Source organism: Bradyrhizobium sp. UFLA05-112 (genome assembly GCF_053572325.1).
On the sequence record NZ_JBANBK010000032.1, the window covers coordinates 1 to 16,231 of the forward strand.

Here is a 16,231-nt window from a genome sequence, read left to right on the forward strand (position 1 = left end):
TTCAGCAACCTCAGTCTGGCCTCAGACCCGGTCGCTATCCACTCCCCATGGAATCTTCGCTGCGCTCGCAATGACGATGTGGAGACGGTGTACTTGCACAACGCAAGGAAAAAGGCCGGGATCGCTCCCGGCCTTCGTCGTTCTCGGATGGCGTGGGCTGGTACGCCTTACTTCACTTCCGCGCGCTTGGGCGGGGAGGCCGGCCACGACTTGATCAGCGTGTCATAGTCGACCGTTTCGCCCTTCGGCTTCTCGTTGGCGAGCTTGCGCTGGGGCGCGATGGTGCCGTCCTTCTCGGCCTTCGCGAACCAGTACTCGGCCGACTCCTTCTTGTGGAGCTTCGGACCGCAGGCGCCCTGCACGCCGGACTTCTCGATGCGTTCCATGACGGCGTCCTGGGCAGCAGCGAGCGAGTCCATCGCGGCCTGCGCGGTCTTGGCACCCGACGACGCGTCGCCGATGTTCTGCCACCAGAGCTGCGCGAGCTTCGGATAGTCAGGCACGTTGTTGCCGGTCGGGGTCCACTGCACGCGCGCGGGCGAGCGGTAGAACTCGATCAGGCCGCCGAGCTTCGGCGCACGCTCGGTGAACGACTTGTCCCAGATGTCGGATTCACGGATGAAGGTGAGACCGACATGGCTCTTCTTCAGCGACACCGACTTGGAGACGATGAACTGGAGATAGAGCCAGGCCGCCTTGCGGCGGTCAGCCGGGGTCGACTTCAACAGCGTGAGCGAGCCCGCGTCCTGGTAGCCGAGCTTCATGCCTTCCTTCCAGTACGAGCCGTGCGGCGAGGGAGCCATACGCCACTTCGGCGTACCGTCCGCGTTCATCACGGCGATGCCCGGCTTCACCATGTCGGCGGTGAAGGCGGTGTACCAGAAGATCTGCTGCGCAATGTTACCCTGCGCCGGGACCGGACCCGACTCGGAGAAGGTCATGCCTTGCGCCTGCGGCGGGGCATACTTCTTCAGCCACTCGAGATACTTCGAGATGGCGTAGACCGAGGCCGGGCCGTTGGTGTCGCCACCACGATCGACGCTGGAGCCGACCGGACGGCAGCCTTCCATGCGGATGCCCCATTCGTCGACCGGCAGACCGTTCGGAATGCCCTTGTCACCATTGCCGGCCATCGAGAGCCAGGCGTCGGTGAAACGCCATCCGAGCGACGGGTCCTTCTTGCCATAGTCCATATGGCCGTAGACCTTGACGCCGTTGATCTCCTTGATGTCGTTGGTGAAGAACTCGGCGATGTCCTCATAGGCGGACCAGTTCACGGGCACGCCGAGCTCGTAGCCATACTTGGCCTTGAACTTGGCCTTGTAGTCGGGGTTGGTGAACCAGTCGTAGCGGAACCAGTAGAGGTTCGCGAACTGCTGGTCGGGAAGCTGATAGAGCTTTCCATCCGGCGCGGTGCCGAAAGACTTGCCGATGAAGTCGTTGACGTCGAGCATCGGGTCGGTGACGTCCTTGCCCTCGCCGGTCATGTAATCCGACAGCACGATGGTCTGGCCGTAGCGGAAGTGCGTGCCGATCAGGTCGGAGTCGTTGATCCAGCCGTCGTACACGTTCTTGCCGGACTGCATCTGCGTCTGCAGCTTCTCGACGACGTCACCTTCCTGGATGATGTCGTGCTTGAGCTTGATGCCGGTGAGCTCGGTGAACGCCTTGGCGAGCGTCTGCGACTCGTATTCGTGAGTCGTGATCGTCTCCGAGACGACGTTGATTTCCATGCCCTTGAAGGGTTCGGCGGCCTTGGCGAACCACTCAAGCTCCTTCTTCTGGTCGTCCTTCGACAGGGTCGAGGGCTGGAATTCCGCGATCCACTTCTGGATCGTGGCGTCATCGGCGGCGCGAACCGGCGCCGAGGTCGCGAATGCAGCCGCAATGATAGCTGCGGCACTGGATACCGTCAGAAAGCTAATCTTGGTCAATGGACCTTTCCTTCTCCTAAACTGTCGCATGTTGTTCCTCCGTTGCAGCGACAAACTCTAACAGGCCCGGGTTGACCCCGGATCTGGTCTTCTTCGCGAGCTTCAGACCGTGCGGAATATGAGCGCGGCCGTGACAAGCGAAATTCCTGATGCGAGCCACAGGCTCGACAGTTCAAACCCCTCCTCGCCGATCGGCAGCGTGCCGATCGTGTCGGTGCCGACGAGGCCGATCCACGCGAGATGGATGACGGCGGCCGCAATCAGCGAGATGAAAAGGCGATCGCCGCGCGTGGTCGGAATGCGCAGGACGCCCACGCGCTCCGCCTCGGGATAGACCGCAGCAAGATATGTCATTACCGCGAGCGTGCAGGCGAGCGCGCCGAAGAAGATCGCGGTCGGTATCGTCCAGGCCATCCATGCGATGGATTCCATGGTCGCCTCCTTAAACCCGGCCCAGCGCGAAGCCGCGCGCGATATAGTTGCGGACGAACCAGATCACGAGCGCGCCCGGAATGATGGTGAGCACGCCAGCGGCAGCGAGCAGCCCCCAGTCCATGCCGGCCGCGGACACCGTGCGGGTCATGATCGCCGCGATGGGCTTGGCCTGCACCGAGGTCAGCGTGCGCGCGAGCAGGAGCTCGACCCACGAGAACATGAAGCAGAAGAAGGCGGCGACGCCGATGCCACTTGCGATCAGCGGGATCAGGATCTTGACGAAGAAGCGCGGGAAGGAATAGCCGTCGAGGAACGCGGTCTCGTCGATTTCGCGCGGCACGCCGGAGACGAAGCCTTCGAGGATCCACACCGCGAGCGGCACGTTGAAGATGCAGTGCGCGAGCGCCACCGCCCACGGCGTATCGAACAGCCCGATCGCCGAATAGAGGTTGAAGAACGGCAGCGCATAGACTGCGGCGGGCGCCATGCGGTTCGACAACAGCCAGAAGAACAGGTGCTTGTCGCCGAGGAACCGATAGCGCGAGAAGGCGTAGGCCGCCGGGAGCGCCACGGTGATCGAGATGAGAGTGTTGAGAACGACGTATTCCAGCGAGTTGATGTAGCCTGAATACCAGCTCTCGTCGGTGAAGATGCGCTTGTAATGCTGCAGCGTCGGCGCATGCGGCCACAGCGTCATCGTCGAGACGATCTCGCTGTTGGTCTTGAAGCTCATGTTGACGAGCCAGTAGATCGGCAACAGCAGGAAGATCAGGAACAGCGCCATGATGACGCGTCGGCCGGGGATCGAGTGCATCAGGCCACTCCTTCCTTGGGCTGAAGCGCATGCGCGGGCTGGAGCGCGCCGGCGGGCTTGAGCTCCGCCGCGGGCTCTTTCTCGGCCTGCGTCTTGCGCTCGACGCCGGCATTGGTCATCACGGTGTAGAACACCCAGCAGACGATCAGGATGATCAGATTGTAGACCAGCGACAGGGCCGCGGCCTTGCCGAGGTCGAACTGGCCGAGCGCGATCTTGACGAGCTCGATCGAGACGAAGGTCGTGGAGTTGCCCGGACCGCCGCCGGTGACGACGAACGGCTCGGTGTAGATCATGAAGCTGTCCATGAAGCGCAGCAGCACCGCGATCAGCAGCACGCGATTCATCTTCGGGAGCTGGATCGCGGTGAACACTGCCCAGCGCGAGGCACCGTCGATCTGCGCCGCCTGGTAATAGGCATCGGGAATCGACTTCAGGCCGGCGTAGCACAGAAGCGCAACCAGGCTGGTCCAGTGCCAGACGTCCATCACGATGACGGTCAGCCAGGCATCGATCTCGTTCGACACGTAGTTGTAGTTGATGCCGAGACTGTTGAGCGTGTAGCCGAGCAGGCCGATGTCGGGACGGCCGAAAATCTGCCAGATCGTTCCGACCACGTTCCACGGAATCAACAGCGGCAACGCGAGGATCACGAGGCAGGCGGCCACCGTCCAGCCCTCCCGCGGCATCGACAGCGCAATGACGATGCCGAGCGGCACCTCGATGGCGAGGATGACGAGCGAGAAGAACAGGTTGCGGCCGAGCGAAGCCAGGAAGCGGCCGCCCAGATCGGTCGAGGGGTCGAGCAGCTCCTTGAACCAGCCGACGCCGTTCCAGAAGAACTGGTTGTTGCCGAAGGTGTCCTGCATCGAATAGTTCACCACCGTCATCAGCGGAATCACCGCGGAAAAGGCGACGACCAGGAACACCGGCAGAACCAGGAACCAGGCTTTTTGATTGATGGTCTTGTCCATCAGACGGCTCCCTCTACCAGAAGGCTGTCCGCATAGACGTGGACATGCGACGGGTCGAACTTCAGCCCGGCGGAGCCGTCGGAGCTGGTGAAGCCGCCCGGCGCGCGGGCAGCGAGCTTGGCATCGCCGACGCGCACGCGGGCGAAGCGAATGCGACCGAGATCGTCGATCCGGTCGATCTTCGAGGTGAGCAGCCCCGGCGCCGGCGCGACCACGTCGACGAATTCCGGACGCACGCCGATCTCGATCTTGGCCCCCGTGGGCAGATTGTCGTAGCTGCGGTTGAGCGCGATGACGTGGCCGTCGATCCGCGCCTCGCGGCCCCTCACCTCCGCCGGCAGGATGTTCATGCCGGGCGAGCCGATGAAGTAGCCGACGAAGGTATGCGCGGGCTTGTCGAACAGCTCGGCCGGCGTGCCGCTCTGCACCACGCGGCCGTCATGCATCACGACCACCGTGTCGGCGAAGGTCAGCGCCTCGGTCTGATCGTGGGTGACGTAGATCATCGTGAGGTCGAGCTCGCGATGCAGCGCCTTCAGCTTCGAGCGGAGCTGCCACTTCAGCTCGGGATCGATCACCGTCAGCGGCTCGTCGAACAGTACGGCGGCAACGTCGTTGCGCACGAGGCCCCGGCCGAGCGAGATCTTCTGCTTGGCGTCGGCCGTGAGCCGCGTCGCCTTGCGGTTCAGATACGGCTCGAGATCGAGCAGGCGGCCGATCTGGGTCACGCGCTTGTCGATATCGGCCTTCGGCACGCCGCGGTTCTTCAGCGGAAAGGCCAGGTTCTCCCCCACCGTCATGGTGTCGTAGATCACCGGAAACTGGAACACCTGGGCGATGTTGCGCTTCTGGGTTGACAGCGGTGTGATGTCCTTGCCGTCGAACAGGATTTTTCCGCGCGAGGGCGTGATGATGCCTGAGATGACGTTGAGCAGCGTGGTCTTGCCGCAGCCAGAAGGCCCGAGCAGCGCATAGGCGCCGCCCTGCCGCCAGGTCATGGTCACCGGCTTCAGCGCAAAGCTCTCGGGGGCGGCATCATTGCCGCCGTAGGAATGCGCGAGATCGACGAGGTCAATGCGGGCCATGGCGCACCTCCCTCACGTATTTATGGAGCTGGGCGCGGCGACCAGGCGGTCGGCCGCGTCGAACACGAAGACATCCTGCGGATCGAGCACGGCGTCGAGCGTCTGGCCGGGCTCGAACTCGTGCACGCCGTGCAACACCGCAACCCAGTTCGATCCGTCGCGGGTCAAATGCACGAAACTCTCCGAACCGGTGATCTCGGTCACCGTCACTGTGGCGTGGAAGGCGTGGCGATCGGCCTGGCCATTGGCGATCCCGAGCTGGTGGGCGCGAAAGCCGACGCGATAGGGTCCGTCGGCGAGCCCGGCGTAAAGGCCGGAGGCCGGCGCCGAGCTGCCGCCGGCATAAGCGACCTGCCCGTTCTTCTTCTCGATACCGACCAGATTGAGCGGCGGGTCCGAAAATACCTGCGCAACGCGGAGCGTCTGCGGACGGCGGTAGACGTTGGAGGTCTCGCCCATCTGGAGCGCGCGGCCCTCCCACATGCAGACGGTGTTGCCACCGAGCAGCAGCGCTTCGGACGGCTCGGTCGTCGCATAGACGAAGATCGCGCCGGAGGCCTCGAAGATGCGCGGCAGCTCGGCGCGCAGCTCCTCGCGGAGCTTGTAGTCGAGATTGGCGAGAGGCTCGTCGAGCAGCACGAGATCGGCGCCCTTCACCAGCGCACGCGCGATCGCGGTGCGCTGCTGCTGGCCGCCGGAAAGCTGAAGAGGCGTGCGCTTCAGGAACGGCTCGAGCCGCAGCAACTTTGCGGCCTCCGCGACACGCTTCTCGATCTCCTCGCGCGGCTTGCCCTGGACACGCAGCGGCGAGGCAATGTTCTCGTAGACCGTGAGCGAGGGGTAGTTGATGAACTGCTGGTAGACCATCGCGACCGAGCGCTGGCGCACGTCGATGCCGGTGACGTCCTTGCCGTTGACCAGCACCCTGCCCGTGGTTGGCTTGTCGAGGCCCGCGAGCAGCCGCATGATCGAGGTCTTGCCCGACAGCGTCGGCCCGAGCAGCACGTTGAGCGTGCCGCCGTCGAGCATCAGCGAGACGTCGCGGATGTGCGGAACGCCGTCCACAGAACGGCTGACGTGATCCAGTGTGACGGTCATGAGCGTCCTCCTGCTTCGAGCAGGGGACTTTGCGGCACGGCATGGCTGGCGATCCAGTCGTCAAGTGCCGCGATCTGATCGGCACTTAGTCGCAGGCCAAGCTTGGAGCGCCGCCAGACGATATCCTCGGCGGTCACCGCCCATTCGTTGTTCATGAGATAGCGCACCTCACGTTCCGTCAGCGTGGCGCCGAAGGACTGGCCGAGATCGGCCAGCGACTTGGCATCGCCCAGGAGCTTGATGGCACGGGTTCCATAGGCCCGCGCCAGACGGCGGGCATGCTCGACGGAGAGGAACGGATAGCCGTGCTGGAGGTCCGCGATCAGGGCATCGACGGCCGACACGTCCATGTCGCCACCGGGCAGCGGCCATTTGCCGGTCCAGCCCTCGCGCGCCTTGGCGCTGCGCAAATAGGGCGCGAGACGCTCGAGCGCCTCTTCGGCGAGACGGCGGTAGGTCGTGATCTTGCCGCCATAGATCGAGAGCAGCGGCGCGCCACCGGGCGTGTCGAGCTCGAACACATAGTCACGGGTCGCGGCCTTCGCCTCGCTGGCACCGTCGTCATAGAGCGGGCGGACGCCGGAATAGGTCCAGACGACGTCCTCGGGCTTCACGGCCATCGCGAGATATTCGCTCGCGGCGGTGCAGAGGTATTGGATCTCTTCGGCCGTCGCCTTCACCTTGGCGGGATCGCCGTCATAGTCGCGATCGGTGGTACCGATCAGCGTGAAATCATCCTGGTAGGGAATGACGAAGATGATCCGGCCATCCGCATTCTGGAACATGTAGGCGCGGTCGTGGTCGTAGAGCTTTTTGACCACGATGTGCGAGCCCTGCACCAGGCGGACTTTTGCCTTGGCGTTCACTCCGGCGCCGCGGCCGAGCACGTCCTCGACCCAGGGACCGCCGGCATTGACCAGCGCGCGGGCGCGGATTGTCGAGCGCGCGCCGGTGATGGTGTCGACCATGCCGACGGTCCAGACGCCGTCGGACTGACGGATTTCGGTGGCACGGGTGCGGGTGCGGATCTCCGCCCCCTTGTCGGCGGCATCGCGCGCGTTGAGCACGACGAGGCGGGCGTCGTCGACGAAGCAGTCGGAATATTCGAAGGCGCGTGGATAGCGGTTCGGAATCAGGGGACGGCCGACTTCATCCTTGGTCAGATCAACCGAACGGGTCGCCGGCAACAGGTGACGGCCGCCAATATGGTCGTAGAGGAAAAGGCCAAGGCGAAGCAGCCAGGCCGGGCGCAGGCCGGCGTGATGCGGCAAAACGAAACGCAAGGGACGAATGATGTGGGGTGCGACGCCCCAGAGGATCTCGCGCTCGATCAGCGCCTCGCGGACCAGGCGGAACTCGTAATATTCGAGATAGCGCAGGCCGCCATGCACGAGCTTGGTCGACCAGGACGACGTCCCGCTCGCCAGGTCATTCATTTCACACAGGAAAACCGTGTTGCCTCGGCCGACCGCATCGCGCGCGATGCCGCAACCGTTAACACCGCCTCCAATGATGGCGAGGTCGAAAATACGCTCCAACAGACGCATCCCCCGGCGACCGCCCGTTCGCTTGGGCGATTTTGCTTTCGGTTTCGATTAGATCAGAACCAAAAACGAAAGCAAGACGAAAGAAAGCGAAGATGGAACTTTTTTCGTGGGCAATTGGGGGGTTTTTGGTGGGCAATTGGATGAAAGGGTAGGCACTCGCGCGCACCCTCTGGAAGGCGGCTCACATGGAGCGCAACCGAATGTGGGCCGAGGCTGCGGCGATTACCTCAGCCGCACCACCGGCGTGGCTTCTGGCGCGGAATCCTGTGTTGGTTCCGCCGCCGCGTCGTCGTCGGGCGAGCCTTTCGGCATTGCCTCGACCACCTCGATGCCCTTGCTGTGGCAGATGGTGGCGAGGCGCTCGGGCAATTCCTGGTCGGTGACGAAGGTCTGGATCTGGCTGATATGGGCGATGCGCACCGGCGCGCTGCGCCTCAGCTTCGTGGAGTCGGCGACCAGCATGACGCTGCGCGCATTGGCAATGATAGCCTGCGCCACCTGCACCTCGCGATAGTCGAAGTCGAGCAGCGCGCCTTCTTCATCGATCGCGGACGCACCGATGATGGCATAGTCGACCTTGAATTGGCCGATGAGTTGCGTCGCGGTCGAGCCGACCACCGCGCCGTCGGCGCGCCGCACCGTGCCGCCGGCGACCACCACCTCGATGCGGGGATGGCGATAGAGCAGCATCGCGACGTTGAGATTGTTGGTGATGACGAGCAGGTCCTCGTGCGAGGTCAGCGCGCTTGCGACCTCTTCCGTCGTGGTGCCGATGTTGATGAAGAGCGAGCAGCCGTTCGGAATCAGCGAGGCGGCCGCGGCGCCGATTGCCTTCTTCTCGTCGGCGGCGACGAAGCGCCGCGCTTCATAGGCGAGGTTCTCGACGCCAGAGGCGATGATGGCGCCACCATGGATGCGGGTCAGCGAGCGGCGCTCACAGAGATCGTTGAGATCTTTCCGGATGGTCTGCGCCGAAACCTCGAAACGGCGCGCGAGCTCCTCGACCATCACCCGGCCCGAAGCGCGGGCGATGTTGAGGATTTCGGCTTGGCGATGGGTTAGTCCGGTCACGGCAGCCACCTCAGATCAGAGTTTTGCATGGTGCGGCGGTTCGCCGCCGCGGTCAACGAGAGAGCGGAGCAAGGTTAACGGCGGCGCGAGCGCCTCTCCCCTGCCCTCACCACTTCATGGCGGCCGCGACCAGCTTCATCAGGGTGTCATCATCGTAAGCAAAGGCCGAGGCGACGGCGCCGGCAGCGACCAGATCGTCGTGACTGAGCGAGGTCCGCATTCCGATCGTTGGTATGCCCGCGGCCGAGGCCGATTGAATTCCGGAACGGGAATCCTCGAACGCGATCGAGGCATGGGCAGCAGCGCCGGCGAAGCGCAGCCCTTCCAGATAAGGCAGCGGATGCGGCTTGCCGTGCGGCAGTTCGTCGCCGATCACGATCGCCTTGAAACGATCCATGATGCCGAGACCCGACAGCAGCATCTCCGCATTCAGCCGCGGCGCGTTGGTGACGGCGACCATCGGAATGCCCGTCGCGTCCGCCTTGTCGAGCAGCGCCATGAGACCCGGCACGGGTTTGATCTGCCCGGCCACCAGCGTGCGGAAGATGTGCTCCTTCTCGTCCATGATGGCTGCGCGGGCTTCGAGGGATTCGCGCGGCAGGAACCGCTCGCCGATCGAGGCATTGGAGAAGCCCTGCAACTCCTTCGAAAAACGGGCGTGATCGAACACATGACCGCGCGGGCCGAAGATCCGGTTGAACGCCTCGCGATGCAGCGCGTCGGTATCGGCGAGCGTGCCGTCGATGTCGAACAGCAGCGCATGGCCCGTGGCTTGCGACATTTCAAATGATTCCTTTTCGTCGGGACGCACCAATAGCCGAGAAAAACTCGTTCGTCATTCCGGGGCGCGGCGTAAGGCGCGGGCCCGGTATCCATTCATCAGCAGTCTGCAGCGGCTCAATGGATTCTCAGATGCGCAATTGCGCCTCATAGCTCGCGCTTCGCGGGCCCCGGAATGACAAAAGTGGGTGCTCGACAAAATCGAGCGTGACTGCAACACTACCTGCAAGAGCAAAAGGAGCAAACGATGACCATCAATCGGCGCGAACTGGCCGTCTCGGCCCTTGTACTGACAGCAGTCGGCGCGGCCCCCGCGCTCGCCGCCTCGGTTGACGAAGAGGCGGTCGCGAAAAAAGTCGAGGCTTTTCGTCTTGCCCAGATCGCAGCGGATCCCAAGGCGCTCGGCGCGCTCTGCTGGGACGATCTCAGCTACAGCCATTCCAGCGGCAAGGTCGAGGACAAGGCGACCTTCATCGCCAACGCCACCGATGGAAAGTCGAAATTCCTGTCGATCGAGTACAAGGACCCGACCATCAAGGTGGTCGGCCCCGCCGCGATCGTGCGTTTCCACTGGATCGCCGAGCAGGAGATGGTGGCTGATGGGAAAAAAGTGCCGACCAACCTTCACATCCTGATGAACTGGCAGAAGCAGGGCGACGACTGGAAGCTGCTGTCGCGCGCCGCGACGAAGCTTTAGCGCGAAACTTTCACCGATACGTCATTCCGGGGATACGTCATTCCGGGGCGCGCCGTGAGGCGCGAACCCGGAATCCATTCATCAGCAGACTTTTCATCAGCAGCCTTTGCGGCCCGATGGATTCTCGGATGCGCAATTGCGCATCATGGCTCGCGCTACGCGCGCCCCGGGATCACGAGGCAACGATCTGCAAGTTTGGCCCCTCACGCCGCTTCCTTCAAATCGCCATTCGCGAGGCGTCGCGCTGCGCGTTCCGCTTCGCGGGCGTTGCGGAAGATCTGGCCTTCGAGGCGGTTGAAGCGGTGGGAGGAAGCGAAGAAGCGGTATCCTTCCGGGTTGCGTACGACGATACCTGCGGTCTGCGAATTGACTTCGATGATGTAGCTGTCCGGCATTGCCCGTGATTCCTCGAGTGCGGGCAAATAACGGTGCTCTTGCCCAAAGGTTCCTATGGGCATTGCCGCCGTTTCCACCCCGAATCGACACGCAATGGAGTACGCTGCGACCTCATCCGTTTTATGACTTGTTCTTGGCGAAGCCGCGACATCCGCGGCGCACGATCACCACATGCGTTAAGGCAACGCATGCGTTGAGGCTCCGCGCGCCTACGTCGCGATCGGCGGCTCGGTGCGGCTGACGGTCTGCGGGCGGCCATGTTCGTCGATCGAGACATAGGTGAAGTTGCCGTCGGTGACGAGGAACGGATGCTCTTCGCCGCGACGCAGCGCCCAGGCTTCGAGATTCACGGTGAGCGAGGTACGCCCCACGCGCACGAGATTGGCGTAGACCGAGACGAGATCGCCGACATAGACCGCCTTGCGAAAATTCATCGCCTCGATCGCGACCGTCACGGTGCGCGACTTCGCGACTTTCGAGGCGAACACGCCGCCGCCGACGTCCATCTGGCTGAGCAGCCAGCCGCCGAAGATGTCGCCATTCGCGTTGGTGTCGGCCGGCATCGCGAGCGTGCGGATGCAGAGATCGCCGCGCGGTCCGGTGTGGGTCTGTTCGGTCATGCGTCTCTCGTTTGAAAATATTTTCGTAGCCCAGATGGAGCGAAGCGCAATCCGGGGAGCCGCGCAAGAATATCCCGGATTTCGCTGCGCTCCATCCGGGGTACCCATCGACGAGAGAGAGGCAAGATCAATCCGGCCTGAGCATCTCAAACATGTTTTCCGGCTTGATCTCGAAATAGTCACCGCGCCGTCCCGCACGGACGATCGGACGGGGCGCAGCCGTCTGGTAGACGCCATCCTTGATGAAGGCCTTGTCGATGTGGACGGCGACGACCTCGCCGAGCGTCAGCCAGGCGTCGGCCTGCCGGCCGTCGGCGCCCTTGAGGCGCACGATGTCGGACACCCTGCACTCGAAGGCGACCGGGCTTTCGCCGACGCGCGGCACGTTGACGAGCCGGCCGGGCACCGCGGTGAGCCCCGCAATCCTGAATTCGTCGACCTCGGGGCCGACGTGGGCGGCGGTCGCGTTCATCTGTTTCGCCAAATCCATGGTGGCGAGATTCCACACGAACTCCTTTGTGGCTTCGATATTGCCGACGGTGTCCTTCCAGTTGGTGGAGGAGAAGCCGATGATCGGCGGGGTGTAGCAGAAGGCATTGAAGAAGCTGTAGGGCGCAAGGTTGACGTGGCCGTTGGCGTCACGCGAGGAGATCCAGCCGATCGGCCGCGGCGCGATGATGGCGTTGAAGGGATCGTGCTTGAGGCCATGGCCCTTGGCGGGCTCATAGAAGTGCAGGTCTTTTTCGGTCACGCGCTGCTTCCTTTTCGCCACTGCGAGCGAAGCGAAGCAATCCAGACTGCCTCCGCGGCAAGGATTCTGGATTGCTTCGCTAGGCTCGCAATGACGGAGTGTGTCGATCCGTCCTGACCTGCCATCAGGCGGTCAGTCCGCGGCGGTCGACCCATTTATAGGAGAAATTCCTGCCCCGTCAGTGACGCGGCGACAGTCCTGCGATGACGAAATCGATCATCTGGTCAATCGTGGGCCCCGGCTTGGTGGCGCATTGGGCGATCATCTGGGGATGAAAGAAGCGCATCATCGCGGTGCAGGCGCAGAGCGAGGCCAGTTGCAGGTCCGGAGCCTCGAATTCGCCGGAGGCAGCACCTTGCGCGATCACCTGGCCGATGATCGAGGCGATGCACTCCATATGGGCTACGCAGACGTCCCAGTCCTCCTGCATCGCGATCTCGACCATCTCATGCAGCTTGGAATCACCGACATAGCGCTCGGTGTTCATGCGATGGATGGTCGTCAGAAGCTGCCGGAAGCGGTCGCGCACCGGACCGGGCTGGGCCACGATCCGCTGCGCCTCGAGTTCGACCTCGCCCATCAGCGCCCGGGCGACGGACTGATGGATCGCCTTCTTCGATTCGAAGAACCGATAGACGTTGGCCGGGCTCATCCGGAGCTCTTTGGCGATGTCGCCGACAGTGGTCTTCTGGTAGCCGATCTGGCGGAACAGCCGCTCGGCCACCTCGAGAATGCGCTCCCGGGTGTCGCTTTCGATATGTTCCGAAACCAGTGTCATCTGTCAGGACTCGTCAGTAGTCACTCTTCATCTATTCAGCGGCCTCAGCAAGCGGAAATGCTGGCTCGGCATCGCTGCCATGCTGCGGTGCCGCTTCCGGATGCTCGGCCGAACCGGCCTCGTCGAGGCTCTTGCGGAACCACAGGGCATAGAGGCCCGGCAGATACAGGAGCGTCAGGAAGGTCGCAACGAACAAGCCGCCCATGATGGTGATCGCCATCGGTCCCCAGAACGCCGAGCGCGACAGCGGGATCATGGCGAGGATCGCGGCAAGTGCGGTCAGCACGACCGGGCGGGCGCGGCGGACGGTCGCCTCCACGATCGCCTCGCGCCGGGTCAGGCCATGGGAGACGTCGGTCTCGATCTGGTCGACCAGGATGACCGTGTTGCGCATGATCATACCGGCGAGCGCGATCAGGCCGAGCAGTGCCACGAAGCCGAACGGCTGGTTGGCGACGTTGAGCCCGAGGGACGCACCGACGATGCCGAGCGGTGCGGTGAGGAACACCAGGATCAGGCGCGAGAAGCTCTGGAGCTGGATCATCAACAGCGTCAGCATCACCATGACCATCACCGGGAAGAGAATGAAGATCGAGGCATTGCCCTTGGCGGATTCCTCAAACGCGCCGCCCGGCTCGATTCGGTAGGCCGGCTCAAGGTAGTCCTTGATCTGTTGCAGCTTCGGCGTGATCTGGCTGGTGACGTCGGGCGCCTGCACGCCATCGACGACGTCGGAGCGCACGGTGATCGCCATGTCGCGGTTGCGCCGCCACAGGATCGGCTCCTCGTGGGAATACTCGATCTTGGCAATCTGCTGGAGCGGCACGGCGACGCCGTTGCGCGAAGTGATGGTGAGATCGCCGACATGGGCGAGGTCGAGCCGCTCGGACGGGATCGCACGGGCGACCACGCCGACCTTTTCGATGCCGTCACGAACGGTCGTCACCTGCGCACCGGAGATCAGCATCGCGAGCGACTGCGATACCTCCTGCGGGGTAAGGCCCATCGCGCGCGCGCGGTCCTGGTCGACGACGAGCTTGAGATAGGGCGACTGCTCGTTCCAGTCGAGCTGGACGTCCTTGACGTTCTTGTTCTGCCGCATGACGTCGCGGACCTGGTAGGCGATCTCGCGCACCTTGTTGGGATCGGGGCCGATCACGCGGAACTGAACGGGGAAGCCGACGGGCGGACCGAAATTGAAGCGGTCGACGCGGACGCGGGCTTCGTTGAGCGCGCCGTCGGCGACGGCGTTCTCGAGCTTGGCCTTGATGCGCTCGCGCGCTTCGACACCCTTGGCAACGATAACGATCTCGGCAAAGGCCTCGTTCGGCAGCTGCGGATTGAGGCCGAGCCAGAAGCGCGGCGAGCCCTGCCCGACATAGGCCGTGTAGGTCGCGATGTCCTGGTCATCCTTCAGCAGCTTCTCGGCATCCTTCACCGCCTTTTCGGTGACGTTGAAGGCGGTGCCTTCCGGCAGGCGGAGCTGGAGGAACAGCTCGGGCCGCTCGGACAGCGGGAAGAACTGCTGCTGCACATGGCCGAAGCCGACGATCGAGGCGGCGAAGACGCCCACGGTCGCCACCACCACCGTGATACGGTGGTTGACGCACCACTGCACGATGGCGCGAAGGCCGCGGTACATCCGCGTCTCATAGACTGCGTGCGGATCGTGGCTGTGATGCACCTTCATGTTGGGCAACAGCTTGACGCCGATATAGGGCGTGAAGATCACCGCGACGAACCAGGAGGCGACCAACGCGATCGCCACGATCCAGAAGATGCTGCCGGCATATTCGCCGACCGCCGAGTTGGCAAAGCCGATGGGGAGGAAGCCAGCGGCCGTGACCAGCGTTCCCGTAAGCATCGGAAAGGCGGTGGATTCCCAGGCAAAGGACGCGGCACGGATGCGGTCCCAGCCCTGCTCCATCTTCACCACCATCATCTCGACTGCGATGATGGCATCGTCGACCAAAAGACCGAGCGCGATGATCAGCGCGCCAAGCGAGATGCGGTGCAGGTCGAGCGACATCGAGTTCATGACGATGAAGACGATGCCGAGCACCAACGGCACCGACAGCGCGACCACGATGCCGGTGCGCCAGCCGAGTGCAACGAAAGAGACAAACAGGACGATCGCGAGCGCCTCGACGAAGGAGTGCACGAACTCGCCGACCGCATGCTCGACCACGTTGGGCTGGTCGGCAATCAACTCGACGTCGATGCCCTGCGGCACCGCCTTCATGAATTCGCCGGTTGCCTTCTCGACCTCCTTGCCGAGTTCGAGGATGTTGGCGCCCTTGGCGGTGACGACGCCGATGCCGATCGCGGGCTTGCCTTCCTGGCGCACGACGAAGCTGGGCGGATCGACATAGCCATGCGTGACGGTCGCGATGTCTCCGAGACGGAACACGCGGCCGTTGCTTTCCACGGGCGTTTCGGCAACGGCCTTGGCCCCGTCGAGCGCGCCGGTGACGCGCAGCGGCACGCGCTGCGAGGACGTCTCGACTGTGCCGGCCGGGGTCACGTTGTTCTGCTTGGCCAGCGAATCGAACAGCGCCTGCGGCGTGATGCCGAGGGTTGCGAGCTTGGCGTGGCTGAACTCGACATAGATGCGCTCATCCTGCGTGCCGTAGACGTCGACCTTGGTCACGCCGGGAACTTTAAGGAGGCGCTGGCGGAAACCTTCGGCAGTCTTCTTGAGCTGCGCATAGTCCGCGCCATCGCCGGTCATCATGTAGAGAATGGAATCGACGTCGGAGAACTCGTCGTTGACGACGGGCCCGAGAATGCCGGCGGGCAACTGCCCCTGGACGTCAACGAGCTTCTTGCGCAGGAGATAGAAGAGATACGGCACGTCCTTCGGCGGCGTGTTGTCGCGGAAGGTCACCTGCATCGCGGTGAAAGCGGGTTTCGAGTAGGTCTGCACCTTCTCGAAATAGGGCAGCTCCTGGAGCTTCTTCTCGATGGGATCGGCGACCTGGGTCTGCATCTCCTGGGCGGTTGCGCCCGGCCATATCACGGAGACGTTGACCACCTTCACGGTGAAGAACGGATCTTCGGCGCGGCCGAGCTTCTGATAGGAGAAGAAGCCAGCGGCGCCGAGCACGATCATCAGGAACAGCACCAGCGTCGGATGGCTGACGGCCCAGGCGGAAAGGTTGAAGCGCTTCATCGCACTCTCTCCAGAGATGACCCAATTGCCAAGAACAAAACAACCACCCCTGTTGAAACCCGTCATTGCGAGGTAGCGA

General features: G+C 63.4%; 15 protein-coding genes. 1 reads left to right on the forward strand and 14 read right to left on the reverse strand.

Annotated elements, in window-relative coordinates; genetic code table 11:
- Window positions 1-167 precede the first annotated feature (167 nt).
- The 9 genes from SO180_RS19690 to SO180_RS19730 all read right to left on the reverse strand — a co-directional run bounded on the left by SO180_RS19690 (window position 168) and on the right by SO180_RS19730 (window position 9,739).
- A complete protein-coding gene (locus tag SO180_RS19690) occupies window positions 168-1,964 on the reverse strand; it encodes an ABC transporter substrate-binding protein (RefSeq protein WP_449380496.1) in 1,797 nt (598 codons plus the stop codon).
- A gap of 72 nt (window positions 1,965-2,036) precedes the next feature.
- Window positions 2,037-2,366 carry a DUF2160 domain-containing protein gene (locus tag SO180_RS19695; protein WP_449380497.1) on the reverse strand — a complete coding sequence of 110 codons (330 nt, stop codon included), beginning with the start codon at window positions 2,364-2,366 and terminating at the stop codon, window positions 2,037-2,039.
- A gap of 10 nt (window positions 2,367-2,376) precedes the next feature.
- A complete protein-coding gene (locus tag SO180_RS19700; RefSeq protein WP_449380498.1) occupies window positions 2,377-3,183 on the reverse strand; it encodes a carbohydrate ABC transporter permease in 807 nt (268 codons plus the stop codon).
- Window positions 3,183-4,157 (reverse strand): carbohydrate ABC transporter permease, encoded by a 975-nt coding sequence (locus tag SO180_RS19705; RefSeq protein ID WP_449380499.1) that lies wholly within the window; start codon window positions 4,155-4,157, stop codon window positions 3,183-3,185. The genes SO180_RS19700 and SO180_RS19705 overlap by 1 nt, the downstream gene beginning before the upstream one ends.
- Window positions 4,157-5,242, reverse strand: a complete 1,086-nt coding sequence (locus tag SO180_RS19710; protein WP_449380500.1) for an ABC transporter ATP-binding protein — start codon at window positions 5,240-5,242, stop codon at window positions 4,157-4,159. The genes SO180_RS19705 and SO180_RS19710 overlap by 1 nt, the downstream gene beginning before the upstream one ends.
- Before the next feature lie 12 nt (window positions 5,243-5,254).
- Window positions 5,255-6,340, reverse strand: a complete 1,086-nt coding sequence (locus SO180_RS19715; RefSeq protein WP_449380501.1) for an ABC transporter ATP-binding protein — start codon at window positions 6,338-6,340, stop codon at window positions 5,255-5,257.
- Window positions 6,337-7,887, reverse strand: coding sequence for a glycerol-3-phosphate dehydrogenase (gene glpD, locus SO180_RS19720; protein ID WP_449380502.1), 1,551 nt, complete (start codon window positions 7,885-7,887; stop codon window positions 6,337-6,339). The genes SO180_RS19715 and glpD overlap by 4 nt, the downstream gene beginning before the upstream one ends.
- Window positions 7,888-8,109: 222 nt before the next feature.
- On the reverse strand, window positions 8,110-8,958 hold the full coding sequence (locus SO180_RS19725) for a DeoR/GlpR family DNA-binding transcription regulator (RefSeq protein WP_449380503.1): 849 nt from the start codon (window positions 8,956-8,958) through the stop codon (window positions 8,110-8,112).
- A 106-nt stretch (window positions 8,959-9,064) separates the two neighbouring features.
- A complete protein-coding gene (locus SO180_RS19730) occupies window positions 9,065-9,739 on the reverse strand; it encodes an HAD family hydrolase (protein ID WP_449380504.1) in 675 nt (224 codons plus the stop codon).
- A 246-nt stretch (window positions 9,740-9,985) separates the two neighbouring features.
- On the opposite strand from SO180_RS19730, the gene SO180_RS19735 reads away from it, so the two are divergent.
- On the forward strand, window positions 9,986-10,435 hold the full coding sequence (locus SO180_RS19735; RefSeq protein ID WP_449380505.1) for a nuclear transport factor 2 family protein: 450 nt from the start codon (window positions 9,986-9,988) through the stop codon (window positions 10,433-10,435).
- A 203-nt stretch (window positions 10,436-10,638) separates the two neighbouring features.
- Here SO180_RS19735 and SO180_RS19740 read toward each other — a convergent pair whose 3' ends face one another.
- From SO180_RS19740 to SO180_RS19760, 5 genes are all read right to left on the reverse strand, one after another.
- Window positions 10,639-10,830 (reverse strand): hypothetical protein, encoded by a 192-nt coding sequence (locus SO180_RS19740; protein WP_449380506.1) that lies wholly within the window; start codon window positions 10,828-10,830, stop codon window positions 10,639-10,641.
- 210 nt (window positions 10,831-11,040) lie between these two features.
- A complete protein-coding gene (locus SO180_RS19745) occupies window positions 11,041-11,451 on the reverse strand; it encodes an acyl-CoA thioesterase (RefSeq protein ID WP_449380507.1) in 411 nt (136 codons plus the stop codon).
- Window positions 11,452-11,578: 127 nt separating this feature from the next.
- The gene (locus tag SO180_RS19750; RefSeq protein ID WP_449380508.1) at window positions 11,579-12,202 is read right to left on the reverse strand and encodes a flavin reductase family protein; all 624 of its coding nucleotides are present in this window, start codon (window positions 12,200-12,202) and stop codon (window positions 11,579-11,581) included.
- Between the two features lie 178 nt (window positions 12,203-12,380).
- Complete coding sequence (locus tag SO180_RS19755; RefSeq protein ID WP_449380509.1) at window positions 12,381-12,980, reverse strand: TetR/AcrR family transcriptional regulator; 600 nt, start codon at window positions 12,978-12,980, stop codon at window positions 12,381-12,383.
- A 31-nt stretch (window positions 12,981-13,011) separates the two neighbouring features.
- The gene (locus tag SO180_RS19760; RefSeq protein WP_449380510.1) at window positions 13,012-16,152 is read right to left on the reverse strand and encodes an efflux RND transporter permease subunit; all 3,141 of its coding nucleotides are present in this window, start codon (window positions 16,150-16,152) and stop codon (window positions 13,012-13,014) included.
- Between the last annotated feature and the right edge of the window lie 79 nt (window positions 16,153-16,231).

Coding starts and splice junctions, on each gene's coding strand:
- SO180_RS19690 (WP_449380496.1), bottom strand. CDS start 1,964: ATGCGACAGTTTAGGAGAAGGAAAGGTCCATTGACCAAGATTAGCTTT.
- SO180_RS19695 (WP_449380497.1), bottom strand. CDS start 2,366: ATGGAATCCATCGCATGGATGGCCTGGACGATACCGACCGCGATCTTC.
- SO180_RS19700 (WP_449380498.1), bottom strand. CDS start 3,183: ATGCACTCGATCCCCGGCCGACGCGTCATCATGGCGCTGTTCCTGATC.
- SO180_RS19705 (WP_449380499.1), bottom strand. CDS start 4,157: ATGGACAAGACCATCAATCAAAAAGCCTGGTTCCTGGTTCTGCCGGTG.
- SO180_RS19710 (WP_449380500.1), bottom strand. CDS start 5,242: ATGGCCCGCATTGACCTCGTCGATCTCGCGCATTCCTACGGCGGCAAT.
- SO180_RS19715 (WP_449380501.1), bottom strand. CDS start 6,340: ATGACCGTCACACTGGATCACGTCAGCCGTTCTGTGGACGGCGTTCCG.
- glpD (WP_449380502.1), bottom strand. CDS start 7,887: ATGCGTCTGTTGGAGCGTATTTTCGACCTCGCCATCATTGGAGGCGGT.
- SO180_RS19730 (WP_449380504.1), bottom strand. CDS start 9,739: ATGTCGCAAGCCACGGGCCATGCGCTGCTGTTCGACATCGACGGCACG.
- SO180_RS19735 (WP_449380505.1), top strand. CDS start 9,986: ATGACCATCAATCGGCGCGAACTGGCCGTCTCGGCCCTTGTACTGACA.
- SO180_RS19740 (WP_449380506.1), bottom strand. CDS start 10,830: ATGCCGGACAGCTACATCATCGAAGTCAATTCGCAGACCGCAGGTATC.
- SO180_RS19745 (WP_449380507.1), bottom strand. CDS start 11,451: ATGACCGAACAGACCCACACCGGACCGCGCGGCGATCTCTGCATCCGC.
- SO180_RS19755 (WP_449380509.1), bottom strand. CDS start 12,980: ATGACACTGGTTTCGGAACATATCGAAAGCGACACCCGGGAGCGCATT.
- SO180_RS19760 (WP_449380510.1), bottom strand. CDS start 16,152: ATGAAGCGCTTCAACCTTTCCGCCTGGGCCGTCAGCCATCCGACGCTG.